Below are 24,619 nucleotides of genomic sequence, written 5' to 3'. Positions count from 1 at the left end.
CTCAGGAAGCCTCGTTTTGCGAGGCTTCTTCCTGTTTTCCCCACCATTCATAGTTTCACGCTGCTGACAGTGTTACCCTTCATGCATGAGATAGAAGGGAGATTATCTGTGGCCGTTCATTTACTTATCGTCGATGCACTTAACCTGATTCGCCGTATCCATGCGGTACAGGGGACGCCTTGTAAAGACACCTGCCTGCACGCTCTGGAACAGCTTATCCGCCACAGCGAGCCCACCCATGCGGTCGCGGTTTTTGATGACGAAGACCGCAACACGGGCTGGCGACACCAGCGTTTGCCCGACTACAAAGCCGGACGCGCACCGATGCCGGACGATCTTCACGCTGAATTGCCCATGCTGCGCGCCGCATTTGAACAGCGGGGCGTCCCCTGCTGGGGCGCACAGGGAAATGAAGCCGACGATCTCGCTGCCACTCTGGCCGTAAAGGTAGCCAGCGCCGGGCATCAGGCCACTATCGTTTCAACTGACAAAGGCTACTGTCAGCTGCTCTCCCCAACTATCCGCATTCGCGACTATTTTCAAAAACGCTGGCTGGACGCGCCGTTTATTGCCAGCGAGTTCGGCGTCTCGCCTGAGCAACTGCCGGATTACTGGGGGCTGGCAGGCATCAGCAGCTCTAAGGTTCCGGGTGTCGCCGGTATTGGGCCGAAGAGCGCCGCGCAGCTGCTGGCCGATTTTCAGAATCTGGAAGGGATTTACGCCCGTCTGGATGAGGTGCCGGAAAAGTGGCGCAAGAAGCTGGAGGCGCATAAAGAGATGGCGTTTATCTGCCGGGAAATCGCAACGCTACAGACGGATTTACAGCTCGACGGGAATTTACAGCAGCTGCGTTTAGAACGTTAAAACCACTACACAGTTTTTTTGCCCGGTAAGCGCAGCGCCACCGGGCAAAACAAAGCACGTACTATCGCTCGTCGCGACGTCCGCCGACCGCAGCCCACCAGCGACGAATGTGCACCGTCACCTCTTCGCGGTCGTGATACAGCTGACGCGCCTGGATCTCCACGTTAATACCGTGTTCATCCATCTGCTCCTGAATGTAGGCCAGGTTCTGCGACACTTCCTCATAGCGCTTTTTCATCGGCAGCTTGAGGTTGAAAATGGTCTCACGACACCAGCCGTTGACAAGCCAGGAGGCCATCAGCGCGGCGACTTTTGCCGGCTTCTCAACCATATCGCACACCATCCACGAGATGTTGTTACGGTTCGGGCGATAGCGGAAACCGTCTTCACGCAGCCAGGTGACCTGCCCGGTGTCCATCAGGCTTTGCGCCATTGGGCCGTTATCAACGGACGATACCCACATGTTGCGTTTCACCAGCTGATAGGTCCAGCCGCCCGGGCACGCGCCAAGGTCGACGGCGTACATGCCGTTTGCCAGACGCTCATCCCACTCATCCGCCGGGATAAAGACGTGGAACGCCTCTTCCAGCTTGAGCGTGGAACGGCTTGGCGCATCGGCCGGGAAGCGCAAACGCGGGATGCCCATAAAGAAGGGAGAGTTGTTGGTGGTGTACGAATAGCCTGCATAGCAGCAGCCCGGTGCGATAAAGAAGATATGCACCACCGGACGCTTCGGCGTTTCGTAGTTCGTCAGCACGCCCGCATCACGCAGCGCCGCACGCAGCGGCACGGTGAACTTACGGCAGAACTTCATCAGCTCTTTACTTTCGTTGGTATCCGCCACTTCAACGCGCAGATCGCCGCCTTTTTCAACCACGCCCTGCAGCATGCCGACAATTGGCGTGATGCGGTCTTCCGGCGGAAGATCCTTCAGCAGCTCACCCGCAACAAACATCTGGCGAGCAAAGATCAGCGAGCTGAACGGCAGCTCGCGTGCAAGCTTGTCTGCGTCTTCGGGCTGGTAGCACTCGAATACCACATAGCCCGCGTTCTCTTTTACGCGGGCAAAGCCGAAGACTTCGCGCTTCGCCGCTTTATCGGTAATTTCCGCGGCGCACTCTTTCTCAAACCCCGGGCGACAATATAAAACAACCTTATTCATGAACAACGCCCTTGCGTTTCAGACGGATAGCTCCGATAAACATTAATACCCAACCCGCCAGGAAGCTGAAGCCACCGACGGGTGTAACGAACGCCCACAGGCGCAGATGTGAGAGCGCAAGGCAGTACAGGCTACCGCTGAATAACACGGTACCCAGCGCCATAAACACGCTGCTCCAGTAAAACCAGATACTGATACGACGCTGCATCGCCACCGCCAGCCCAAAAATAGCCAGCGTGTGGAATGCCTGATATTCAAGGCCGGTCTGGATCCAGCCCATCTCTACAGCGCCCAAAGACTTGCTTAATACATGTGCGCCAAAGGCGCCCAGTGCAACAAAAATAAAGCCACTCACCGCGGCAAAAATCAGCATGAATCGGCTGGTCATGTTTAAGTCCTGAGTTGATGCGTGCCCGGCACACAAACGTTATTGTTCATACCTGAAGCGGAATTTTTCTTGCTCGGTTGCCGCTTTCGCCAGTATCCACTGCCGGAAGGCGGCTATTTTACCCAGTTCTGCCTGACTGTCATGACAAACCAGATAAAACGCATTCTTGCTGACCAGTACATCATTAAAAGGGCAGACCAGGCGGCCAGCCTCAATTTCGGACTGCGCCATAACGTTGTTCGCCAACGCCACGCCTTGTCCGTGAATGGCAGCCTGTAACACCATCGCACTGTGGCTAAAGATGGGTCCCTGCTGCACGTTTATATGAGTAAGACCTAATTGACGGGTATAAGTTTGCCAGTCGCGGCGAGAGGCATCATGCAAAAGCGTATGCTGCGCCAGGTCAGCGGGAGACTTCAGCGCCTTGTCGCCCGTTAACAGCAGGGGAGAACAGACCGGCAGGAGATATTCTGCGTATAATTTCTCAACACGCAAGCCCGGCCAGTTACCGCGACCGTAAAAAATGGCGACATCCACATCATCGGCCAGCTTGTCCTCCTGACGATCTACCGCCTGGATTCGAACGTCGATCCCCGGATAAGCTGAGTTAAAGCTTGAGAGTCTGGGCACCAGCCACTGAATCGCAAAACTGGGCAATAAACTGACAGTCAGGGCACCTTTTGCACTGCGAGCCTGCAGCTTACGCGTGGCTTCCGTAAGCTGGGAAAAAATCTCTTTAATATCCTGAAAATAGCTCTGCCCCTCTTCGGTCAACAGCAACGAACGGTTGCGTCGACGAAACAGCTTAAGGCCCAGAAAATCCTCCAGAGACTTGATTTGGTGACTTACTGCGGCCTGTGTCACAAAAAGCTCATCTGCTGCGCGGGTAAAGCTCAGGTGACGTGCTGCTGCATCAAAAACACGTAATGCATTAAGAGGTGGCAATCGCTTTGACATGGTTATCTGGCTTAGATGTTAACGGATTTTAACAAACAGGAAACAACGTTTAACCTATTAGTTTTTTTTATCTGAGCCATTATAATTTGTCCGTTGAGGAACTACCAGCAAATACCTATAGTGGCGGCACTTCCTGAGCCGGAACGAAGAGCTTTTTTCGGAATGCGTGTTCTGAAGGGCTTTTGGCTTACGGTTGTGATGTTGTGTTGTTGTGTTTGCAATTGGTCTGCGATTCAGACCACGGTAGCAACGCTACCAATTTTTCACTTCCTGTACATTTACCCTGTCTGTCCATAGTGATTAATGTAGCACCGCCAATTTGCGGTGCTTTTTTTTCGCTTGCGATCTGTTAATGCTCGATCTCTTTCATCTCTTTCACGTCCGTGCGGTTGATCTGCTGCTTGTTCCCGTTAGCATCTTTGTACGAAATCATCCCGGTATCATTATCGGTAGTCGGTTTCCCTTCCGAAACGATAGAACGACCATCGTTGGTGTGCATCACGTAGTTATTACCAGAACAGGCGCTCAGGGCAAAAGTAAACGCACAGGCAGAAATGATTGCAGCTGTCTTATTCATGATTATTCTCCTTTAGCAATTAATGCTATTCAAACCTCGATTTATAACAGGCTAAAACATCCGCCTAACACTATTTAGCATAACCTGCTTTTTTAGGGTCATCAGGATAAGCAGACAATTCTGATAGATATCAACCTCCTTGCCCTGCAGCTGAAATTGCGCGACGATCGCTATATTGAAATGAGGAATCCCATGAACGCTTTCAGCCCTGCGCAGTTCCGCGCACAGTTTCCGGCCCTGGCCGATGCCGGTATTTATCTGGATAGCGCCGCCACCGCCCTTAAGCCCCAGGCGGTGATTGAGGCCACTCAGCAGTTCTACAGCCTGAGCGCCGGGAACGTGCATCGCAGCCAGTTTGCCGAAGCGCAGCGGTTAACCGCGCGCTACGAAGCCGCACGCGATCAGGTCGCGCGCCAGATCAATGCCGAAAGCGGGAAAAACATCGTCTGGACGCGCGGCACGACCGAAGCCATCAACATGGTGGCACAGTGCTACGCGCGCCAGCTGCTTCAGCCGGGCGATGAGATCGTCGTCAGCGAGGCGGAACATCACGCCAACCTGGTGCCGTGGCTGATGGTGGCCGAGCAAACGGGATCACGCGTGGTGAAGCTTCCGCTGGGTGCAGACCTTCTGCCCAATGTGGCTCGCCTCCCCGAGCTGATTACCTCCCGCAGCCGCATTCTGGCGCTCGGACAGATGTCGAACGTCACGGGAGGTTGCCCGGATCTGGCTCAGGCCATTCGCGTAGCCCATGCCAGCGGGATGGTGGTGATGGTTGACGGCGCTCAGGGCGTGGTGCACTTCCCCGCCGACGTGCAGGCGCTGGATATCGATTTCTATGCCTTCTCAGGACATAAACTTTATGGACCAACCGGTATTGGGGCGTTGTACGGCAAGCCAGAACTGCTGGCAAAAATGACGCCGTGGCTTGGTGGCGGCAAAATGATTACCGAAGTGTCGTTCGAGGGCTTCAAAACGCAGGACATCCCCTATCGTCTGGAAGCCGGTACGCCGAACGTGGCGGGGGTGATTGGCTTAAGCGCGGCGCTGGAGTGGCTGGCAGAAACAGACATTGTTCAGGCTGAAAGCTGGAGCCGGGGACTGGCGACGCTGGCAGAGGAAGAACTCAAAAAGCGCCCGGGCTTCCGCTCGTTCCGCGTTCAGGACTCAAGCCTGCTCGCCTTTGATTTTGCGGGCGTACATCACAGCGACATGGTGACGCTGCTGGCCGGATACGGCATTGCCCTGCGTGCCGGACAGCACTGCGCCCAGCCGCTGCTTGCGGCGCTTGGCGTTAACGGTACGCTGCGCGCCTCGTTTGCGCCGTATAATACCCAAAGCGATGTCGACGCGCTGGTTGCCGCCGTTGACCGCGCCCTTGAAATACTGGTGGATTAATGACTAGCGCTGCTTTAGCCGGACACCCGTTTGGCACCGTCATCACAGAAGAGACCTTGAAACAGACCTTCGCCCCGCTCCAGCAGTGGGAAGATAAATATCGACAGCTGATCCTGCTGGGTAAACAGCTCCCTGCCCTTTCAGACGAGCTCAAAGCGCAGGCGAAAGAGATTGCGGGCTGTGAGAACCGCGTCTGGCTGGGCGTGAGCGTCTCCGGCGAAAAGCTGCACTTCTTCGGCGACAGCGAAGGCCGGATTGTCCGGGGCCTGCTGGCCGTATTGTTGACCGCTGTTGAAGGAAAAAGCGCGGCGGAACTGCTGGCGCATTCGCCGCTGGCATTATTTGATGAGCTGGGACTGCGCGCGCAGCTCAGCGCCTCGCGCGGTCAGGGGCTGATCGCGCTAAGCGAAGCCGTGCAGGACGCCGCACGCCAGGCTCAGGCCTGACGCTCCGCTTTCGCCATCATCTTCTTCAGGGCGTGTGACACCGCCACAAAGCCAAAGGAAGCGGTCACCATCGTGGCCGCGCCAAAGCCTGAGGCACAATCCATCCTCTTTGGTCCTTCCGCCGTGCTTTTCATCGCGCACACGGAGCCGTCCGCCTGCGGGTAGACCAGCGCTTCGGTCGAGAACACGCAGTCAACGCCCAGCTTGCCTTTGCTGTTCTTCACCACGTTAAAGTCGCTCTTCAGGCGCTCACGCAGCTTAGCCGCCAGCGGATCCTGAATGGTTTTCGCCAGATCGGCTACCTGGATCTGCGTAGGGTCGATTTGCCCGCCCGCGCCGCCCGTCGTGACCAGCGGCACCTTGTAACGACGACAGTAGGCGATCAGCGCCGCTTTTGGCCGCACGCTGTCGATGGCGTCAATCACATAGCTGTAGCCTTTGCTCATATACTCTGCGACGTTATCTGCCGTCACAAAGTCGTCGATCACCGTGACCTGACATTCCGGGTTGATCAGGCGGATACGCTCCGCCATGGCCTCAGACTTCGCCAGACCAACGTTATCGCGCAGGGCGTGGATTTGACGGTTGGTGTTGGTGACGCAAACGTCATCCATGTCTATCAGCGTGATTGCGCCAATACCGGTTCTCGCCAGCGCTTCTGCCGCCCACGACCCCACACCACCAATGCCCACGACGCAGACATGCGCATCCGCAAACAGCTGCAGGGCTTTTTCACCATATAAACGTGCCGTCCCGCCAAAACGCTGGCGCCAGGCGTCGCTGATTACCACAGACATAAAACCTCAGATGTAAAAAGGGTGAGGTTATCCTCACCCTGAACAGTAATCCGTATTGCGCTCAGAATACCACAATCAGCCGCTGAATACGTTTCCGGCACCTGGTGCCGCCTTCAGTACCCACACGCGTCCGTAGTGATTATACCAGCCCGCGCGATGGCCTGCGTCAGGGCCAATACCCTGATAGATGTCGAAGTGCTGGCCTTTAATCGCCCCGCCGACGTCCAGCGCCACCATCAGACGCAGCTCATACTGGCCGTTGAACTTGCCGTTGTTGTCCAGCAGCGGGACCTCAGCAAGCAGCGTGGTGCCTGCAGGAATAATCGAACGATCGGATGCTACCGACGCGCGGCCAATCAGCGGAACTGCGCTCGCCCCTTTCACCGGCGCGAAGTTTTGCGGTTTAAAGAAGACGAACGACGGGTTCTGCTCAAGCAGCTCGCGCACCTCGGCTTCGCTGTGTTTCTCGCCCCACTCGCGGATCGCCTGCATCGACATATCTTCTTTCTTCACTTCGCCGCGGTCGATCAGCACCTTGCCGATACTGCGATAGGCGTGGCCGTTTTTACCGGAATAGCTGAAGAAGTTAAGTGGCGAACCGTCGCCAAAATCAATGTAGCCGCTGCCCTGAACGTCCATGATGAAGTTATCCATCAGGGAGTTGCTGTAGGCCAGGACGTAGTTTTCGCTCAGCGCACCGGCGTAGATCTCGGCGCGCGACGGGAGGCGACCGCGTTTTGGCGGCATACGGTAGATAGGATACTGGAACTCGCCCTGACGCGAGTGTCGTGCCTGGATAACAGGGGTGTAATAGCCGGTAAACTGGACGTTGCCGTAGTTATCGGCCCCTTCCATCTGCCAGGCGTCGATACCAAACTGGCGCATATTGCGCGTATCGCCGCCTGCTTTCAGCCAGTCCTGGACCGCGTTATATACGCTACTCTGGGCGCCATACAGACGCGGCGACGCGTTGCGGATCTGGTAGACCTGCTCGGAGAAATCACCGGCATTAATCGGTGCCCCGACAGCATCAGGCTGATTAACTAAAGAGAAAGGCTGGGATAACTTCCCGTCTTTATACTGTTGACCGCGATCGGTCGGTTTGGAAGAACAGGCCGCAAGAATCGCTACCATTGCGCCCGTCATCAGATACTTCGCCCAACGTCCTTTCATTATATCTCGTCTTTAAGTTGCCCATTTCCGCGTGATGAAGATAACAAACCGCCAGGGCTAATGAAATGCGATCGCATGCCCTTTGGCAAATTTTGCGCAAAAAATAGTCCAAACAACGCCATGTCGTTCAATTTACATACAAAATCATGATAAATGTGAAAAAGGGGTTGCATCACAAGTCTATCCGAGTATAGTGCGCATCCACGGACGCGGGGTGGAGCAGCCTGGTAGCTCGTCGGGCTCATAACCCGAAGGTCGTCGGTTCAAATCCGGCCCCCGCAACCAACACTTCTAAAACAATAAACACCCTGAAGGGTGTTTTTTTGTATCTGTCGTTTGTGAATTTGCCGGGCGTCTACCCGGCTGAGAGCGTTATCCGCGCCGCGCCAGCGTCGCCCCGTCAGAGAAATACGCACGAATCCCTGCCAGAATCGACTCCGCAACCTCCTGCTGGAATTTTGCCGTCTTGAGCTTACGCTCCTCTTCCACGTTACTGATAAACGCGGTTTCAACCAGGATGGACGGAATATCCGGCGCCTTGAGTACCGCAAATCCGGCCTGTTCAACGCTGTTCTTATGCAGCTTATTGATGTTCCCCAGCTTGCCCAGCACCGCTTTACCAAACTTCAGGCTGTCGTTAATGGTCAGCGACTGCACCATATCGAACATGGTGTGGTCGACGTAGCGATCGCCGCTTTTGCTTACGCCACCAATCAGGTCCGAGGCGTTCTGGGTGTCCGCAAGGTATCTCGCGGCGGTACTGGTCGCGCCTTTGGTTGAGAGCGCGAACACGGACGAACCGCTTGGCTGGCGGCTGGTAAACGCATCCGCATGGATCGACACGAACAAATCTGCGCGCTGCTTCTGTGCTTTCGCCACCCGGACCTTCAGCGGAATAAAGATATCTTCATTGCGCGTCATATAGGCGCGCATATTGCCTTCTTTATCAATCAACGCCTTCAGGCGACGGGCAATTTGCAGCACCACGTCTTTTTCACGCGTACGGTATTTTCCCACCGCGCCGGAGTCTTCGCCGCCGTGGCCAGGATCGAGCATGATCACAATCGGACGATCGCGCCCTGCTTTCCCCGGCTGCGGACCACTTTGCGCGGGCGGCACCTGACGCTGAAGATCACCTTTGTTGTAATCCTCCAGCAGGGCGAGAAGCGGATCCTGAATATCCGTCGCACTCGCCGGGTAAAGATCCATCACCAGACGCTCTTTAAACGTCGCGACGGGTGCCAGGGCGAACAGCTGCGGCTTCACGTTCTGCTTAAGCTCAAACACCATGCGCACGGTTTGCGGATCGAACTGCCCGACGCGCGCCGATTTAATAAACGGATCGTCGCCGCGGATCTGCGCCGCCATCCCTTTTAGCACGGAGTTGAGGTTAACGCCTTCGAGATCCACCACCACGCGTTCCGGGTTGCTGAGGGCAAATTGCTTATATTTCAGCACGCGATTGGATTCGACCGTCACGCGCGTATAGGTCGACGATGGCCAGACGCGCACCGCTACCACCTGACTGGTTGCGGCAAGACCGACCTGACTGACGCTAAGCAACCACATTGCCCCGGCCCCTTTTAACAAACGGCGGCGGCTTATTGCTGAATTGGATCCCGACATGCTTCTCCCGAGCAAGAACACTGACTGATATACAAAATGTCCAGATTGACCGAAAACTTTAACGAATGACGCATAAACTGTCATCTATAAAAGGGTAAACAATCATACGCTAACGCACGGATTACTTACCAAATTCTGTGGGTCGTGGAAAATTTGCGCTTGCACACGCGGTCACAATCGAATAAAAATACATAAATTACGAATAAACATTCATTAAGGGTTGTGCCATGGTGAAGGAACGTAGAACCGAACTGGTCCAGGGATTCCGCCATTCTGTTCCCTATATCAACGCCCATCGGGGAAAAACGTTTGTCATCATGCTTGGCGGCGAAGCCATTGAGCATGAAAATTTTTCCAGCATCGTCAATGACATTGGCCTGCTGCACAGCCTCGGGATCCGCCTGGTGGTGGTTTATGGCGCCCGTCCGCAGATCGACGCCAACCTGGCCGCTCATCACCACGAGCCGATTTACCACAAACATACCCGCGTCACGGATGCTAAAACCCTTGAGCTGGTGAAACAGGCGGCAGGTCTGCTGCAGCTGGATATTACCGCTCGCCTGTCCATGAGCCTGAACAACACGCCGCTGCAGGGCGCGCATATCAACGTCGTGAGCGGCAACTTTATCATTGCCCAGCCGCTCGGCGTGGACGATGGCGTGGATTACTGCCACAGCGGTCGCATTCGTCGTATTGATGAAGAAGCTATTCACCGCCAGCTGGACAGCGGTGCCATCGTGCTGATGGGCCCGGTCGCCGTTTCCGTGACTGGCGAAAGCTTTAACCTGACGTCCGAGGAGATTGCCACGCAGCTGGCAATCAAGCTGAAGGCTGAAAAAATGATTGGGTTCTGCTCCTCCCAGGGCGTCGTGAACGATGAGGGAACGATCGTACCGGAACTCTTCCCGAATGAAGCCCAGGCCCGCGTGGAGGCGCTGGAAGCCGAAGGCGATTACTACTCCGGCACCGTCCGCTTCCTGCGTGGCGCCGTGAAGGCCTGCCGCAGCGGCGTGCGCCGCAGCCACCTGATCAGCTATCAGGAAGATGGCGCCCTGCTGCAGGAGTTGTTCTCCCGCGACGGTATTGGTACGCAGATTGTCATGGAGAGCGCGGAGCAGATCCGCCGCGCCACCATCAACGATATCGGCGGTATTCTGGAACTGATCCGCCCGCTGGAACAGCAGGGTATCCTGGTGCGTCGTTCACGCGAGCAGCTGGAGATGGAGATCGACAAATTCACCATTATTCAGCGCGATAACCTGACCATCGCCTGCGCCGCGCTCTATCCGTTCCCGGAAGAGAAGATCGGTGAAATGGCCTGCGTGGCGGTGCATCCTGATTACCGTAGCTCTTCACGCGGTGAAATGCTGCTTGAGCGCGTGGCGGCACAGGCGCGCCAGATGGGGCTGAGCAAGCTGTTCGTCCTGACGACGCGCAGCATTCACTGGTTCCAGGAGCGCGGGTTCACGCCGGTGGATATCGATTCTCTGCCGGAAACAAAGAAAGAGATGTACAACTATCAGCGTCGTTCAAAGGTGCTGATGGCCGATCTGGGATAATACGACGCCCTCACCGTCCGGCGAGGGCTTTCGTTCAGAGGGACTCAAATATCGCGCTCAGCCCGCTTCGGCGTTCCGTACGGGTGGCGATCGCCTGTACCAGCACCCGTTCATCGGCATAAAGCGACAGGCGCTGACGCGCGCGCGTAATGGCGGTATAGATCAGCTCGCGGGTAATAACGGGTGAAAGCTGCGTAGGCAGGATCAGCGCCGCATGGTTAAATTCGGAGCCCTGGGATTTATGCACCGTCATCGCCCAGGCGGTTTCATGCTCGGGCAAACGGCTGGGCTGGAAGGACTTCACGCTCCCGTCCGGCATCTGGAACCAGACGCGCAGGCCTTGACCGCAGTCGAGCGCAATCCCGATATCCCCGTTAAACAACCCCAGCGCGCTGTCGTTACGGGAGATCATCACCGGTCGCCCTTCATACCAGCGCGAATGCGGGGTACGGTTAATTTTGCGTTTTTGCGCCAGCAGCTGTTCCAGTCTGTCGTTGAGACCCCGGACGCCAAAGGGGCCTTCCCTCAGCGCACAGAGCAGCTGGTATTCGCCAAACGCGGCAATGATCTGCTCAGGCGCACTTTGCTGTTGTACGCTTGTCAGAAAGTGCTGATACCCCTGCAGAGCGTCGTCCAGCATCGCCTGATACTCTTCCCCGTTTTGCAGCGATTTTTTCTCAATATCCGTAAAGGTTCCGGCAAACACCGCTGAGGTGGCGTGTCTGTCTCCCCGGTTTACGGCCGCCGCAAGCTGGCCGATGCCGGAGTCGCTGCCGAAACGGTAGCTTTTTTGCAGCAGACACAGGCTGTCGCGCAACGCCCCTGCAGGCGAATAGTTTTCAGAGGTGAGCGAACATCCGGTGAGACGCGCTAACTCCTGAGCGCGTTCAGCGGTATATCCCAGACTGGCATAGGTGCAAATATCGCCCAGCACTGCCCCCGCCTCTACGGAGGCAAGCTGGTCACGATCGCCGAGGAAAATGACGCGCGCGTGCGGCGGTAGCGCATCAATCAAACGCGACATCATCGTCAGATCAATCATTGAGGCTTCATCCACCACCAGCACATCCAGGTGCAGCGGGTTACCGGCATGGTAGCGCAGACGCTGACTGCCAGGCTGTGCGCCAAGCAAACGGTGCAGCGTGCTGGCTTCATTAGGGAAAAGCGCAAGCTGATCCCCGGTTAGCGGCAGCTTTTGCAGCGCGCCGCCTAACGACTCCGTCAGACGCGCCGCCGCTTTACCGGTGGGAGCCGCCAGGCGAATACGGCACTTTTGCTCACCAGTTAGCTGAATCAGCGCAGCAAGCAGTTTTGCCACGGTGGTCGTTTTTCCGGTGCCCGGACCGCCAGAAATCACCGAGATCCGTCGCGTTAACGCCACGGCAGCTGCCACTTTCTGCCAGTCTGTCGCGTCGTCAGAGGTAAACAACGCATCCAGCGTTTGCCGGAGCTGCGTTTCATCGCAGGGAAGCGGCGCGTTGCTCTCGCTGAAGAAGCGCGCCACCGTCAGTTCGTTACGCCACAGCCGGTTAAGATACAAACGTTCGCCGACAAGGATCATCGGCGTCCCGGTATCGGCTCCGCTTACGGCAGGCGAGCCGAGTAATATCTCCTGCCAGTCCACGGCGTCACCGAGCTGCGCGAAACACGCCTGTAAAGCTGGCGGCATTTTCTCATCCACCGCCAGACGCGACAGCGGCAGGCACACGTGCCCTTCCCCCGCGTCTTTGCTAAGAATGGCTGCGGCAAGCATGACGGCAGGCTCCTCACCTGCCACCATCATGGCAAACTGCACGTCCAGGTGGCGCAGTAATCGTTGTTCAACTGCGTCCAGCAGTAGCGCCTGCATCGTCATGCCACCTCCTCCGTGCTCGCAGCAAACAGGTTATCCATTTTTTCAATCAGTTCCTCAGCCGGACGCGTGCTAAAGATGCCGGAACGCGGGTCGTTAGCATCCACGCCGCGCAGGAACAGGTAAATCACGCCGCCAAAATGCGCTTCGTAACGGTAATTGGCCATGCGATGGCGCAGGTAACGGTGCAGCGCCAGGGTGTAAAGCTGGTACTGCAGATCGTAGCGATGCAGTTGCATTGCCGACGCCATCGCCTGTTGGGTATAGGCTTCGCTGCTGTCACCGAGCCAGTTCGATTTGTAATCCAGCAGGTAGTAGCGTCCTTCGTGGCGGAAAACCAGGTCGATAAAGCCTTTGAGCATCCCCTGCACCTGGCGGAAATTCAGCGGCGGGCATCCGGCAGATAGCGGATCGTACTCGCGGATCAGCGCATCAAGCGCCTCGGCCCTGAGCGGGCTGGCGATGGGGAGATAAAACTCCATCTCCACCTGCTTATCTTTGGCGGTCAACTGATTCAGCGAAATCCCCTGCGTCGTGAGCGGCGCGTGCAGAACCGCGCGGATCCAGTCGGTGAGAACCGGCTGCCACTGTGCGTCGTAACCACCGCTCTGTAACATCTTCAGCACCCACTCTTCGGAAACCGGCTGGGTGAAATCAAGCTCTTCAAACAGGCTGTGCAAAAACGTGCCCGGCGAAGCGCCGCGCGGGAACTGGTGTGGCGTCAGCACCGGCTCAACGGGTACGCTACCGGCTCCTGCGGCATCCACGTCCAGTTTTGGCATCAGATCCTGCGCAATACTCTGCCCGTGCTGCTGTAAGCCGGAGTAGCTGGTAACGCGCCAGTCGTCAGCAATGGTACGTACCACCTGACGGGCATGGAGATCTGACTCGTGCAGATCCGGCATGTGCCAGCGGCTGTTATCGGGCAGCGATGGAATATGCAGGGCAACATGCTCAGTGCAAAGCGATTCGATGCACTGGCGCAGGCCCGCCGCGTCTTTGGGCTCACCCTGTTGAATAAGCCGCCCCAGCGCGCTCAGATGAAAATCGCTCTCCCCGATCTTTTCGCCACGGCGACGGAACAGCGGCGCAACGCCCAGGCTGCAGTGCCATACCGAACGGGTCAGCGCCACGTAAAGCAGGCGCAGGTCTTCCGCCAGACGTTCGGCTTCGGCCAGCTCAACGCTGGACTCCGCGTTGCTGAGATCGAGCACCGCCTCAAAAGACTCGCGATCGTGGTAAAAAGCCTGATCCTGTACGCGGTAATTGGCGATAAACGGCAGCCAGACCAGCGGATATTCCAGGCCTTTCGACTTGTGAATGGTGACGATCTGCACCAGATGTTTATCACTCTCGAGGCGCATCTGCTGACTGGATGAATTGCTGTTCGGATCGGCAATCTGCTGCGCCAGCCAGCGCACCAGGGCGTGCTCGCTCTCCAGCTGCGTACCCGCTTCCTGCAAGAGTTCGCTGATGTGCAAAATATCGGTCAAACGGCGCTCGCCGCCTGCGGTAGCCAGCATATTCTCCGCAATGTGGCGCTGTGCCATGAGCTCGCGCACCATCGCCATAACTCCACGCTTCTGCCATTTTTCGCGGTAGCGCACAAACTCCTCTACCACAGCATCCCACGCGGCTTCGTCATTGTTGAGCGCATCTATATCCCGCGCGTTCAGTCCGAGCATCGCGCTGGCTAATGCGCTACGCAATGTACTTTCCCGCTCCGGGGCCAGCACGGCCTGGAGCAGCCATAACATCTCTTGCGCCTCAAGCGTTTCAAAGACGCTGTCACGGTTCGATAGATAGACGGATGGGATATTCAGTAACGTCAGGGCGTCTCGGATTAATGCGGCCTCCTGACGGCTGCGCACCAGCACCGTAATATCCGATGCCTTTACCGGGGTGGGGTTATCCCCCTTCCACAGCAGCGCCTCGCCCCGCGCCCCGGCACTGAGCCAGTCACGGATTTGCGCAGCACAGTGTTGGGCCATGGCATTTTGATAGTCGGCAACGCCGCAGCCTTCCCCATCCAGCAGCCAGAACTTCATGGCAGGCTGCGTCACGCCGTTAAACTCGAAGCGCAGCGAGGCATTTTTCGGGGCAAATTTTACCGGCTGAAACGGGATCTCCCGAAACATAAACGCCGTATCCATGCGGCTAAAGAGCGCGTTGACGCTTTCCACCATGCCGGGAGAGGAGCGCCAGTTGGTATCGAGCGTGTAGTGTGCGTCAACCTCGCTGCGGGCTTTCATATAGGTGAAAATATCCGCCCCGCGGAAGGCGTAGATGGCCTGTTTCGGATCGCCGATTAACAACAGCGCGGTACCGGGCTGCTGGCGCCAGATACGGCGGAAAATGCGGTACTGCTGAGGGTCGGTGTCCTGAAATTCGTCTATCATCGCAACCGGGAAGCGGGTGCGAATCGCGGCGGCAAGCGCTTCGCCGTTTTCACTGCACAGCGCCGCATCAAGGCGGCTCAGCATATCGTCGAAACCCAGTTCACCCCGGCGGCGTTTCTCGCGCGCCACGGCTTCGCGAATTTCGGTCATGGCGCGAGCGATCATCAGATCGTTGAGCGTAAGGTTATCCGCCAGCAGGGTTTCTGTTGCCACAAACAGGGGATGCTCAGGCACAATGCCGTCGGCTTTGGTCCGCTCAGCCAGGAAACGCTGGGAGAATTTCTCCAGCGCGTCCGGGAGCTGATAGCCCCGCGTCTCTTCCTGCGCCCAGGCGCTGATCTTGTCGATCCATTTCCCCTGATTGCCGCGGTTGAACTTGCGACGATCGATGCCGGAATTTTCGATGATGGCGTCAATCTCGCCGACTGACTCCATCCATTTTTGCTTGATGTCCGCAATTTTCGCGATGATTTTTTCATGCCGCGAGGCCAGGGTTTCATCTGCCGGCGGCGGGGATTTGATTATCGGCGCTTCCCCCTGGAGATAACGATCGATCGCGCGCAGCAGCGCCTCCGGGCCTTTCCAGAGCGCGTGTACCGCTTCGGCAATATCACGCTGTAAGGGGTAGCAGTGGCGACGCCAGAAATCCGCGCAGGCCTGATAGCGAAGCACGGATTCATCTTCAATGAGCTGCTGTTCGAACAGCATTCCGGACTCGAACGCATTCAGGCTCAGCATGCGCTGGCAAAAACCGTGAATGGTAAAGACGGACGCTTCGTCCATCTGCCGTTCAGCGAGCAGCAGCCACTGGGCTGCCTGCTGCTTATCGGCAATCTCTTCCAGAAGGCTGGCGTAGAGAGGGTTATCCGTGCTCTGACGCAGACAGGCAATGCGCAGCTCGTGGATATTGGTACGAATACGGCCCCGCAGCTCCGCGGTAGCGGCCTCGGTGAAGGTGACCACCAGCAGCTCTTCCACGCTTAAAGGGCGTGGAAAAGCAGCGTTGCCGCCAAGCCCTAACAGCAGGCGCAGATAGAGGGCGGCAATGGTGAAGGTTTTTCCCGTTCCCGCTGAGGCTTCAATCAATCGTTCACCCTGCAGAGGTAAACGTAAGGGATCAAGGGACTCAGCGGTATCGGTCATTCTTTCTTACTCCAGGGCATAGATTGCTGCAGCGCGCTGACGCTCTTCCAGACTTTCCAGCCTTTCGGGTTTACGTACTCCGTTTTCCCGTTCTGGCTACCGGAAACCTGAGACAGGATAGTGATTCCCTGCGGCTTAATGACCGCCTGATGGAAGAAGTCGGCAACCTTCTGCGGCGTCAGCTGTTTTATCTCGGCCACTACTTTATCACGCGAATCAAATTTCAGATTACCGCGATCGAAATCTTTGCTCAGCTGAGAGGCTTCTTCACCCAGCGTCTGCGGCGGCTGCATCACCTGCGCGATGACGGCCTGCTGGATCTGAGCAAATTCCTCCGGCTTCATGGCACGCAGTTTTGCTTCCACCTGCGGGAAGAAGGCCTGATAACGCTTCCAGAGATACGCCGGTTGTTTGTCGCTGCTTTGCAGCAGGAAGCCCAGCCCCCACTGACGCCCGACATTCATGGAGAAGGCAAATACCGCGTAGCCAAGCTGCTCCTCGGTGCGTAACTGGTTATAGAACCAAGGCTGAATAATCTGCCCCAGCACGGCGCTCTGCGCCGAGCTGGCGAATTCATCATAGCCCGTTGGCACAAATACCGCGGCCAGCGCGGAATCCGTGCTGTTACCCGCCTTTTCAAAAATCACATTTTGCTTTTTCTCAACCAGCACGTCCTGGTTGCGGCACCACTCGTCGCCTTTAGAGCCGAGCTGAGTGCGAACATTCTGCGCCAGGGTTTTAGCCTGCTCCTCACTCATGTTGCCGACAATCAGGAACTCCGGACGCGTATTGGTTTTCAGCGCGTCGCGGTACGCCAGCACGTCTTTTAAGGAGATTGAAGGCAGCAGCGCGCGGCGCTCCTCTCGCTGGAAATAAGGAACCTGCGACAGCATTTGCGCCGGCATAAGCGCAAGATCGTAGGCCTTGCCCTTCTCGGCAGAATCCATCATCTGGGCATACCAGGATTTAGCCTGCTCAAGCTGCTCTTCCGTCGGCGTGTAGCTGAAGTAGCCCTCCAGCAAGGCCTGGAACAGCTGAGGCAAGCGCTGGGTATAGCCGTTTGCATTAAGCATCAAACCGTTATTGGCGTTGGTGGAGAAGCTGATCCCGCCCACGGCGGCCTGGTTGCTGAGCTGATCGAGAGCGATACCGGCGAGATAGTCATTGAGTGCGAACATCACCTGATTTTTGGCGCTGTTCATTGCTTTCGGGTTACGCAGCACCACGCTGACATCGGCTTTTGGCTCACTGGCAAAATAGCGGCTTGGGGTATACACAACGCGCAGCGTTGGCTCATCAATGATGAGTTCTGGATGCGGGTAATCTTTAGTCGTTTTGATCAGCGAGAAATCATCCGGAATATAGGGGTTCAGCTCCGGCAGCGTCAACGCAATCTCCCCGGCCTTCTTCTGCCAGTCGGCGAAGGTCTGAGCGCTGACTTTATCCACCTGATAAGGGGCATCGACAAAGTACGCCGTCTTGTTATGCGGTTCGTTCGGGCTGATGTACCAGATGCGGGCATTCTCCGGCGTCATCATCGCCAGGCGGGCTTTTACCGCCCCGGCATCATACTGGTCGGCAATATTTACCGCGTCGAGGGTATGTTCCACCGGCACGCGGATCATGGTATCCGCCAGCCACTCCACGTAATCCATGTCTCGGGTTATGGATGGGTAGCGGAAATCGAGATCCAGCACGTGCGCGAGTTCATCAAAATAGCGCTTATCGACGCCTTTCTCGCGCAGCAAAGCGAGGTAGCTAAAGATAGCCGCCACGACTTCATCGCGGTTGGCCAGCCCTTTGTCGGTCAGGGTGGCGGAGATCGCTAGTACGCCGCTATTACCGTTCACTACCGGATCGGAATCGGCGCGAATACCTTCCGCCAGCCCCTGCTTTTGCAGCCAGTCAGACAGCGTACCCGGGCTACGGTTACCTATCAGGTAGGTCACCAGCTCATCGGTTTTACTGCGAAACTGCGCCGTGTTGTTATCAATGCGGAATTCGACGCGCAGCACTTTGCGCGGCATGGCAGGAACGTAGTGGATCACGATACCTTTTTGCGCGTCCGTGACCACCGGAACGGTTATTTGCGGCAGGTCGATATTTTTATTCGGCACCCGGCCAAACGTTTTGGCCGCCATGTCTGCCAGCTCAGGCAACGGTTTATTGCTGTAGATGACCGCTTTCATCAGGTTGGCGGAGTAGTATTTATCGCGAAACGCGTGCAGGGCATCCAGCACCGGGCTATTCGGTTTGTCGCTCAAGGTTTCGAGGTTACCGCCGGAGAAGCGCGAACCCGGGTGTGCAGGGTTGATGGTTTCGGCGCTGACCTGCGCCATGCGCATACCGTCTCGCGTGCGGGCCATGGTCAGCTCGGCATTCACCGCATTGCGTTCACGATCGGCGTATTTTTTATCCAGCAACGGCGCGGCGATGGAATCAGCAAGTCGATCGACTGCCCCTTCCAGCGCATCATTTTCGACTTCGAGATAAAAGGCCGTACGGTACGGTGCCGTACTGGCATTGTGGCTACCGCCATGCATCTTGAGAAATTCGGACAGGCTATCTGGCTGTGGATATTTTTTTGACCCCATCAGCGTCATATGTTCCAGATAGTGTACAAGTCCAGGATGAGCGTCAGGATCTTCCAGCGACCCAACCGGCACCACTAATGCCGACAGGGATTTCACCGCCTGCGGGTCGGAAACCAGCAGCACGGTCATGCCGTTATCAAGACGAATAGCCTGATATTGACGGGTATCTTTTTCGCTCTTACGGATAGTTTCCTGAACGGGTTGCCAACCGGAGTCTGCGTGAGTGACGGGCGCCCAAAGGGCAATAAACAAAACAAACGCTTTAAACAAGGTGCTGCCTGGCATTACGACCTCTTTATCACGGCTACATCATTAACAAAGTGCGTGCTGGACACGCCAACATCTCTTTCTTTGGGTACATCAGTCCGTGATAAGAAGTGCATCATAAATGAACACCCTTAGCTGCGCAATTTTTATACAACGCTCAGGACTGATTAAATTTAAACAACGGCAGCAGGTAGCGCTGCGCCTCTTCCGTAATAGCCTCAAAGTACTCTGGCTCAAGCGTTCGCCATAAGCGCTGATACCAGACATCTTCACCTTCGCCACGCACCATCATGTTACCTTCGTAGGCCTGCATAAACTTACTGCGGGCTTTCTGCAGCGAAGCCTCATCCGTTAACATCGCATCATTCTGCGTGTCATAACAGGCTTTTATCCAGGCGCCGCCACTTTCCGGCAGTAGCAGGAGGGGTTTGTTCATTCCCTGGCGGTAGCCATCAATGTACAAAGACAGATACCGTAACGCCTGATCAGACTCCATCGGCGGGAAGCGCCATTCGCCCTCTTTGCGCACGAAAATGCGGCTTTCGCCTTTATGCCCACCCGCACTGTAGACAAGATGTTCCAGCCAGAGTTGCAAACCCTGTGAAACGCTAAGCATTGAAGGCCGCCAGCGAAGCAGCCCATCCTGCTGAACCTGGGTTAACCAGCCCGTGAGCTGTACCCCGTTGCAGTTGAGATCGATTTCAATACTATTCCCTGGCTGTCGGCACGCTCTTACGCGCTCTGCCAGGGCGGTCATCTCCTGACACTGCGCCTCCCAGACGATCTCCCCGAACGCCCCATAAGGCAACTGTCCCGCAGCGCGGTAGCGGCGGTAAAGTTTTTCAGCATCTTCCTCTTCAACCAGCGCATTCAACAGCTGCAGGTTTAACTGGTAGCGCTCCAGACCTTCCAGCGTAAACGGCTCTGCATCAGGAATTTCACTCTCTTCAGAACGGAAGTTAACCTGTAGTCGCTGCTGGAAGAAAGCGCGCACCGGATGCGCCCAAAACCGCTGAAGCTGCTCGAAGGTCAGGGTGTCGACAGGGCGCGGGTCAAGTTCCTGAATAAAATCGGTATGCGCATTCCCCTCTTTTTTCGCCGCCGGCAGCCACTCCTGCGCATAGCTCTGGCGCTCGCTGGCCGTGTAGTTCACCGGGTCAAACGGCATGCGGCTGTGGAAACAGGTGATATGGTCTTTCACCCTCTTCTCGCTTTCATCGCAGTTGCGCTCTTCATCTCCCGGCAGGTAGTGGCTCTGACCGATATAATCCACCAGTTCCTGCACCAGAACGGAGGGGAAACGCTCGCTGTTGTCCTGAATCGAACGGCCGATATAGCTGATATAGAGCTTACTCTGGGCGGAAATAAGCGCCTCAAGGAAGAGATAGCGGTCATCATCACGGCGGCTACGGTCGCCCCGTTTTGGATTTGCGCTCATCAAATCGAACCCCAACGGCGCGAGCGCGCGAGGATAAACGCCGTCGTTCATGCCAAGTAAACAGACCACTTTAAACGGGATAGAACGCATTGGCATCAGGGTGCAAATATTGATGGGGCCTGCCAGGAAACGCTGGCTGATTCGCTCCTGGTCAAGCCGCTGCGTCAACTCATCCCTCAACAGCGACAGCGGAATGGACTCCTGATAGTGGGAATTGACGCCTTCGTCGATGATAGCCTGCCACTGCGTTTCAATGAGCGCCATCGCCGCTTCGGTGTCATTGTCCGGCAGGAAGAAATCATTAAGCAACGCTCTGCAAACCGGGAGCCATTCTTCAAGTGGACGCGGCTGCAGCAGCTCGTGTCGCCAGCGGTTAAGCTGCATCAGGAGCGATGCTAAATGCCCCACCAGTTCAGCAATTAACCCGCTGGACTCATCGTAAGGCAGCACCTCATTCCACTCGCCCTGACTGCTCTCCATGGCGTAGCCCAGCAGCATACGCGTCAGGCCAAATCGCCAGGTGTGCTGCCCGGTTGGAGGAAGTTCGAACTCCTGAACGTTATCGTCATCGATCCCCCAGCGAACGCCAGACTCATTCACCCACTGGCGAAGGTAGCGAAGCCCCTCTTCATTGATGTTGAAGCGTGCAGACAGAACGGGAACATCCAGTAACGCCAGGACATCTTCGGAGATAAAGCGGCTATCCGGCAGTGAGAGTAAAGTGATAAACGCCTGCAATGCCGGATGCGACTGACGGGCACGACGGTCAGAAATAGCATAAGGAAGATATCGCTCGCCCTTCGCGCTGCCAAAGACGGCCTGAATAAAGGGGCTGTAGCTGTCGATATCCGCCACCATTACCACGATATCGCGTGGCGTCAGTTCGGGATCTTCCTGCAGCATCGCCAGCAGCTGGTCGTGAAGCACTTCGACCTCACGCTGAGGGCTATGGCAAACATGGATCGTGATGCTGCGATCGTCAGCGTCCAGCTTACGCTTGCTGTCGCTGCGTTCGAACTCGTTCGCCGTCACGCCCATGACGGCACGGTTTTCCAGATCCAGAATATCTAACTGAATATTATGCAGCAGGCTGTCCGGAGCGATCTCGACAAAGGCATCCACGTCACCTTCGCCTGAAGAAGTGATGTCTGAAAGCATGTGAATGTAGTCACGCCCCAGCTTCCCCCATGAGGCAAGCAGCGGATTGGGCAAGTTCTGGATACCATCTTCGTCAAAAAGCTGCCCGGCAGTCGAGCCGTCCTTAAACAGCGGGACGGACCGTTCTTCAAAAAGACGCTTTCGTTGGCGAGTTACCAGACGCGCAAGCCAGCGTTCATCGAGGATATCCCCCCAATACTGTCGGCAAGGGTTGGTGAACAAAATATGAATATCAATATGTTTACCCAGCGCATTCAACGCCTTTAGATAGACAGGGGGTAATGCGGATATTCCGCAGATAAAAACGCGTGACGGCAGTCGGGGTGGTCGCTCCGACGTATTTTCAAGTATCGAGATAAACCGATCGTACAGGTTGGCACGGTGCCACTTAGGCTGCCCAAGTTTCTCCGTATGTTCTACCAGCGCTTTCCACAGCGGGGCCTGCCATATTTGCGCCTCCGGCAGACCTTCAACCAGCTCGCCCGCTTCCCAACGAATTAACCAGTCAGAACGGTAAACAAGGTATTGGTCGTAGAGATCGGCGGTACGCGACGCCAGCTGGAACAGCTTGCGCTTGTCGGTATCGTCATTGAGGTAGTGGCGCAGCATGGCGAATTGATCATGCTGCAGCATTTCCGGCAGCAGCGCCATGAGCTTCCAGCTCATGGCCTGCTTGTTGAAGGCGCTCTGCTCCGGGATGTCCGGCAACACGCGCACAAACATCTCCCAGATAAAGCTCGCGGGCAGCGGGAAATCAATATTTGCGGCTATGCCAAATTTACGGGAAAGCGACATTTGCAGCCACTGTGCCATACCGGTGCTCTGCACCAGCACCATTTCAGGCTCAAAAGGATCGTCAAGCCGCTCGCGCTCAACGATAAACTCCATCAGCGCTTCCAGCACATCCAGACGATTTGAGTGGTAGACCCTTAACATAGACGCTCCCGACTACTGGCTAACCGGGCAATGCAGACGCGTTAACTCACCGCGCCGCCCCAGAGGAGAAATAAGTGTAACCGTGATGCTGACACATCCTGCGTGCGTTGTCTGCCCCCGACTGGCCTGCCAGCCTGCAGGGAGAACATTTGTTGAGAGCTGAGACTGATTCCAGGCATGGTGCCAGAGCTGGCGATACTGGTTAAACAGGGTGAACCGCCCCGCCAGCGCCCGGTGATAACCCGACAAAGCCGTCACGACGATCACCAGCAGCATCATCGCCAGCAGGACTTCCACCATGCTAAACCCTTTTTCTCTGCTCACGGCAGCTGGCATAACGCGCTCTCCTTAAGGGGACAAAAATCACTCCAGCCGTGAGGCGAAAAACGAACTTTCCCGTCGACAATCTCTGCTGCGCGCCAGAGCAACAGGCCACTATCTCCGGCAATCAGTAACGCGCGCCCCTCACTCAGCTGGCGCAAACACACTCGCCACGCAGGTGTCTTTTTGCACTGAACCTGGGGATCTGACGACCAGCTCTGAACACGTCCCCACTCAAGCGCTGACTGTACCGTCGCCTGCTGCTGAAGCGAGCGACTCTCGCCGCCAACGAGCGCGCTAAACGTTATGAGCTGCTGATTGAGACCCGTGAGGATCAGTGTCCCGAGCACCAGTAAAAGCAGAACCAGCGCCAGCGAAGATATGCCGCGTTGACGATTCACAGGTTGTATCCCGTGACCGTATACAACGCCTGCCAGGGCTCCCCCTTCTCGCCTTTGCGAATCGCCGCCATTTCGATATTCACCTCTGGCGCAAAACCGGCATGCTCCACTGTTCTTACCACAAAATGCGCGATCGTAAGCCTGCTCGGGTCAGTAAGCTTTTCCCATCCTTTTCCTTCACATGAGGCTGCTCCACGCAGGGTTTCCAGCGCCCCCGACTCCAGACGAAAACCGGTGCTGTCATTTTCTGATGCGCTGTTATCCCAGTTGCCGTTACTGTTGGCGTCCGACCGCACAATGACGCAACTTCCAAGCCTCGCGGTCACCAGCGCCTGTCCCTGACAGTTTCCCGCGCAGTACCCCGCACGCTGAAGCTGTTTGCCCACGGAAAACAGATGATGCCAGACCTCTTCCTCTAATTCTCTCTGGCCAGATTGCACTAAGACCGCTCGCTGCAAGCCGGGTAAAAATCGCGATGCGCTTATCAGCAAAAGGCTGCTAATCGCCGTAGCAATCAGAACTTCAGTCAGCGAGAAACCACGCTGCCTCATCGACATGAACCTCCCCCAATGACCTTACACATCCTGATGCGTCCTCCATTTGAGACAATAATCAGCCACTCTCCTGCACGGCTTTGAACGCGTATCCGCCCTGCCCACGCAGTATCCCTTAATCCATAGAACGCGAGCGACGGCGTAACCTCGCCGATCGCGACTTCAGGCCAGAGTGGTATCAGCACAAAGGGACTGCCCTTCTCACAGCCTTGTGCGGCAGAGCTCACCAGACAGTCCCGGCCTCCCACCCGCTGATGGGTAATTTGATGGTCGCGGTTGTAGCGGTTGGCATGATTGCGTAGAAAAAGCAGGTAATCTCGCACCTGACTGGCGGTTTGCCACAGCCGCTGCTGCCGCTGCCAGCTGTCCCAGCCGTACAGCCCTGAGGCGCTAAGAATAACGACAAGCGATATGGCGACCAGCGTTTCGATAAGCGTAAAACCGTTCTCTTTTTTCATACCGGGAGTGTGGCGAAGCGCCGTGAACATGACGAGCATCGAAATATCGTCTTACGAGGCGTTATCCGGAGAATTGGAAGAGTTGCAGCGCGTTGCACGCTTTCTGGATAGCGCTTCGGGAAACGGGATATAGGCGAAAAAAAACCGGCGC

Annotated in this window: 19 protein-coding genes and 1 tRNA gene; 5 read left to right on the top strand and 15 right to left on the bottom strand. The window is 56.3% G+C overall.

What is annotated here, in order from left to right; all coding sequences use genetic code 11:
* Nucleotides 1-108: 108 nt before the first annotated feature.
* The gene (gene xni, locus USH94_RS03600) at nucleotides 109-864 is read left to right on the top strand and encodes a flap endonuclease Xni (RefSeq protein WP_111965428.1); all 756 of its coding nucleotides are present in this window, start codon (nucleotides 109-111) and stop codon (nucleotides 862-864) included.
* Between the two features lie 61 nt (nucleotides 865-925).
* Here the strand turns inward: xni and rlmM are convergent, their stop codons facing one another.
* From rlmM to USH94_RS03580, 4 genes are all read right to left on the bottom strand, one after another.
* Nucleotides 926-2,026: a 23S rRNA (cytidine(2498)-2'-O)-methyltransferase RlmM gene (rlmM, locus tag USH94_RS03595; RefSeq protein WP_111965427.1), complete on the bottom strand. Its 1,101-nt coding sequence runs from the start codon at nucleotides 2,024-2,026 to the stop codon at nucleotides 926-928.
* Complete coding sequence (locus USH94_RS03590) at nucleotides 2,019-2,414, bottom strand: DUF423 domain-containing protein (protein WP_023309031.1); 396 nt, start codon at nucleotides 2,412-2,414, stop codon at nucleotides 2,019-2,021. The genes rlmM and USH94_RS03590 overlap by 8 nt, the downstream gene beginning before the upstream one ends.
* Nucleotides 2,415-2,453: 39 nt before the next feature.
* A complete protein-coding gene (gene gcvA, locus USH94_RS03585; RefSeq protein ID WP_032643156.1) occupies nucleotides 2,454-3,371 on the bottom strand; it encodes a glycine cleavage system transcriptional regulator GcvA in 918 nt (305 codons plus the stop codon).
* Between the two features lie 349 nt (nucleotides 3,372-3,720).
* Complete coding sequence (locus USH94_RS03580; protein WP_008499648.1) at nucleotides 3,721-3,948, bottom strand: YgdI/YgdR family lipoprotein; 228 nt, start codon at nucleotides 3,946-3,948, stop codon at nucleotides 3,721-3,723.
* Between the two features lie 192 nt (nucleotides 3,949-4,140).
* Here USH94_RS03580 and csdA point away from each other — a divergent pair, with 192 nt between their 5' ends.
* Both csdA and csdE read left to right on the top strand, forming a co-directional pair.
* Nucleotides 4,141-5,346, top strand: a complete 1,206-nt coding sequence (csdA, locus tag USH94_RS03575; RefSeq protein ID WP_111965426.1) for a cysteine desulfurase CsdA — start codon at nucleotides 4,141-4,143, stop codon at nucleotides 5,344-5,346.
* On the top strand, nucleotides 5,346-5,792 hold the full coding sequence (csdE, locus tag USH94_RS03570) for a cysteine desulfurase sulfur acceptor subunit CsdE (protein ID WP_111965425.1): 447 nt from the start codon (nucleotides 5,346-5,348) through the stop codon (nucleotides 5,790-5,792). Before csdA ends, csdE begins: the two co-directional genes overlap by 1 nt.
* Here csdE and tcdA read toward each other — a convergent pair.
* Nucleotides 5,783-6,589 (bottom strand): tRNA cyclic N6-threonylcarbamoyladenosine(37) synthase TcdA, encoded by an 807-nt coding sequence (gene tcdA / locus USH94_RS03565; protein ID WP_111965424.1) that lies wholly within the window; start codon nucleotides 6,587-6,589, stop codon nucleotides 5,783-5,785. The two genes, csdE and tcdA, sit on opposite strands and share 10 nt — an antisense overlap.
* Nucleotides 6,590-6,664: 75 nt before the next feature.
* Complete coding sequence (gene mltA / locus USH94_RS03560) at nucleotides 6,665-7,762, bottom strand: murein transglycosylase A (protein WP_111965423.1); 1,098 nt, start codon at nucleotides 7,760-7,762, stop codon at nucleotides 6,665-6,667.
* A 208-nt stretch (nucleotides 7,763-7,970) separates the two neighbouring features.
* On the opposite strand from mltA, the gene USH94_RS03555 reads away from it, so the two are divergent.
* A tRNA-Met gene (locus USH94_RS03555) sits at nucleotides 7,971-8,047 on the top strand.
* 87 nt (nucleotides 8,048-8,134) lie between these two features.
* Here the strand turns inward: USH94_RS03555 and amiC are convergent.
* A complete protein-coding gene (amiC, locus tag USH94_RS03550; RefSeq protein ID WP_111966073.1) occupies nucleotides 8,135-9,388 on the bottom strand; it encodes an N-acetylmuramoyl-L-alanine amidase AmiC in 1,254 nt (417 codons plus the stop codon).
* 227 nt (nucleotides 9,389-9,615) lie between these two features.
* Here amiC and argA point away from each other — a divergent pair, with 227 nt between their 5' ends.
* On the top strand, nucleotides 9,616-10,947 hold the full coding sequence (argA, locus tag USH94_RS03545) for an amino-acid N-acetyltransferase (RefSeq protein WP_023294467.1): 1,332 nt from the start codon (nucleotides 9,616-9,618) through the stop codon (nucleotides 10,945-10,947).
* A gap of 34 nt (nucleotides 10,948-10,981) precedes the next feature.
* On the opposite strand, the gene recD is transcribed toward argA, so the two are convergent.
* The 8 genes from recD to USH94_RS03505 all read right to left on the bottom strand — a co-directional run bounded on the left by recD (nucleotide 10,982) and on the right by USH94_RS03505 (nucleotide 24,468).
* Complete coding sequence (gene recD / locus USH94_RS03540) at nucleotides 10,982-12,802, bottom strand: exodeoxyribonuclease V subunit alpha (RefSeq protein WP_111966074.1); 1,821 nt, start codon at nucleotides 12,800-12,802, stop codon at nucleotides 10,982-10,984.
* Complete coding sequence (gene recB, locus USH94_RS03535) at nucleotides 12,799-16,341, bottom strand: exodeoxyribonuclease V subunit beta (RefSeq protein WP_111966075.1); 3,543 nt, start codon at nucleotides 16,339-16,341, stop codon at nucleotides 12,799-12,801. Before recB ends, recD begins: the two co-directional genes overlap by 4 nt.
* A complete protein-coding gene (ptrA, locus tag USH94_RS03530) occupies nucleotides 16,338-19,220 on the bottom strand; it encodes a pitrilysin (RefSeq protein WP_111966076.1) in 2,883 nt (960 codons plus the stop codon). The genes recB and ptrA overlap by 4 nt, the downstream gene beginning before the upstream one ends.
* A gap of 139 nt (nucleotides 19,221-19,359) precedes the next feature.
* Nucleotides 19,360-22,734: an exodeoxyribonuclease V subunit gamma gene (recC, locus tag USH94_RS03525; RefSeq protein WP_111966077.1), complete on the bottom strand. Its 3,375-nt coding sequence runs from the start codon at nucleotides 22,732-22,734 to the stop codon at nucleotides 19,360-19,362.
* Between the two features lie 12 nt (nucleotides 22,735-22,746).
* Nucleotides 22,747-23,070 carry a prepilin-type N-terminal cleavage/methylation domain-containing protein gene (locus USH94_RS03520; protein ID WP_111966078.1) on the bottom strand — a complete coding sequence of 108 codons (324 nt, stop codon included), beginning with the start codon at nucleotides 23,068-23,070 and terminating at the stop codon, nucleotides 22,747-22,749.
* Nucleotides 23,055-23,456, bottom strand: a complete 402-nt coding sequence (locus USH94_RS03515) for a DUF2509 family protein (RefSeq protein ID WP_111966079.1) — start codon at nucleotides 23,454-23,456, stop codon at nucleotides 23,055-23,057. Before USH94_RS03515 ends, USH94_RS03520 begins: the two co-directional genes overlap by 16 nt.
* Nucleotides 23,453-24,013 carry a prepilin peptidase-dependent protein gene (locus USH94_RS03510; protein ID WP_111966080.1) on the bottom strand — a complete coding sequence of 187 codons (561 nt, stop codon included), beginning with the start codon at nucleotides 24,011-24,013 and terminating at the stop codon, nucleotides 23,453-23,455. Before USH94_RS03510 ends, USH94_RS03515 begins: the two co-directional genes overlap by 4 nt.
* Nucleotides 24,004-24,468, bottom strand: coding sequence for a prepilin peptidase-dependent protein (locus tag USH94_RS03505; RefSeq protein ID WP_111966104.1), 465 nt, complete (start codon nucleotides 24,466-24,468; stop codon nucleotides 24,004-24,006). The genes USH94_RS03510 and USH94_RS03505 overlap by 10 nt, the downstream gene beginning before the upstream one ends.
* Nucleotides 24,469-24,619: the final 151 nt, after the last annotated feature.

The organism is Enterobacter sp. 148H3 (genome assembly GCF_034107425.1).
In the GTDB taxonomy this organism is placed as follows: Bacteria; Pseudomonadota; Gammaproteobacteria; order Enterobacterales; family Enterobacteriaceae; genus Enterobacter; species Enterobacter vonholyi.
This window is presented reverse-complemented; position numbering and strand designations above follow the sequence as displayed.

Excerpts from the sequence above, each read along its gene's own strand:
- rlmM (WP_111965427.1), bottom strand. The coding sequence starts at position 2,026 with ATGAATAAGGTTGTTTTATATTGTCGCCCGGGGTTTGAGAAAGAGTGC.
- USH94_RS03590 (WP_023309031.1), bottom strand. The coding sequence starts at position 2,414 with ATGACCAGCCGATTCATGCTGATTTTTGCCGCGGTGAGTGGCTTTATT.
- gcvA (WP_032643156.1), bottom strand. The coding sequence starts at position 3,371 with ATGTCAAAGCGATTGCCACCTCTTAATGCATTACGTGTTTTTGATGCA.
- USH94_RS03580 (WP_008499648.1), bottom strand. The coding sequence starts at position 3,948 with ATGAATAAGACAGCTGCAATCATTTCTGCCTGTGCGTTTACTTTTGCC.
- csdA (WP_111965426.1), top strand. The coding sequence starts at position 4,141 with ATGAACGCTTTCAGCCCTGCGCAGTTCCGCGCACAGTTTCCGGCCCTG.
- csdE (WP_111965425.1), top strand. The coding sequence starts at position 5,346 with ATGACTAGCGCTGCTTTAGCCGGACACCCGTTTGGCACCGTCATCACA.
- tcdA (WP_111965424.1), bottom strand. The coding sequence starts at position 6,589 with ATGTCTGTGGTAATCAGCGACGCCTGGCGCCAGCGTTTTGGCGGGACG.
- mltA (WP_111965423.1), bottom strand. The coding sequence starts at position 7,762 with ATGAAAGGACGTTGGGCGAAGTATCTGATGACGGGCGCAATGGTAGCG.
- amiC (WP_111966073.1), bottom strand. The coding sequence starts at position 9,388 with ATGTCGGGATCCAATTCAGCAATAAGCCGCCGCCGTTTGTTAAAAGGG.
- argA (WP_023294467.1), top strand. The coding sequence starts at position 9,616 with ATGGTGAAGGAACGTAGAACCGAACTGGTCCAGGGATTCCGCCATTCT.
- recD (WP_111966074.1), bottom strand. The coding sequence starts at position 12,802 with ATGACGATGCAGGCGCTACTGCTGGACGCAGTTGAACAACGATTACTG.
- recB (WP_111966075.1), bottom strand. The coding sequence starts at position 16,341 with ATGACCGATACCGCTGAGTCCCTTGATCCCTTACGTTTACCTCTGCAG.
- ptrA (WP_111966076.1), bottom strand. The coding sequence starts at position 19,220 with ATGCCAGGCAGCACCTTGTTTAAAGCGTTTGTTTTGTTTATTGCCCTT.
- recC (WP_111966077.1), bottom strand. The coding sequence starts at position 22,734 with ATGTTAAGGGTCTACCACTCAAATCGTCTGGATGTGCTGGAAGCGCTG.
- USH94_RS03520 (WP_111966078.1), bottom strand. The coding sequence starts at position 23,070 with ATGCCAGCTGCCGTGAGCAGAGAAAAAGGGTTTAGCATGGTGGAAGTC.
- USH94_RS03510 (WP_111966080.1), bottom strand. The coding sequence starts at position 24,013 with ATGTCGATGAGGCAGCGTGGTTTCTCGCTGACTGAAGTTCTGATTGCT.
- USH94_RS03505 (WP_111966104.1), bottom strand. The coding sequence starts at position 24,468 with ATGAAAAAAGAGAACGGTTTTACGCTTATCGAAACGCTGGTCGCCATA.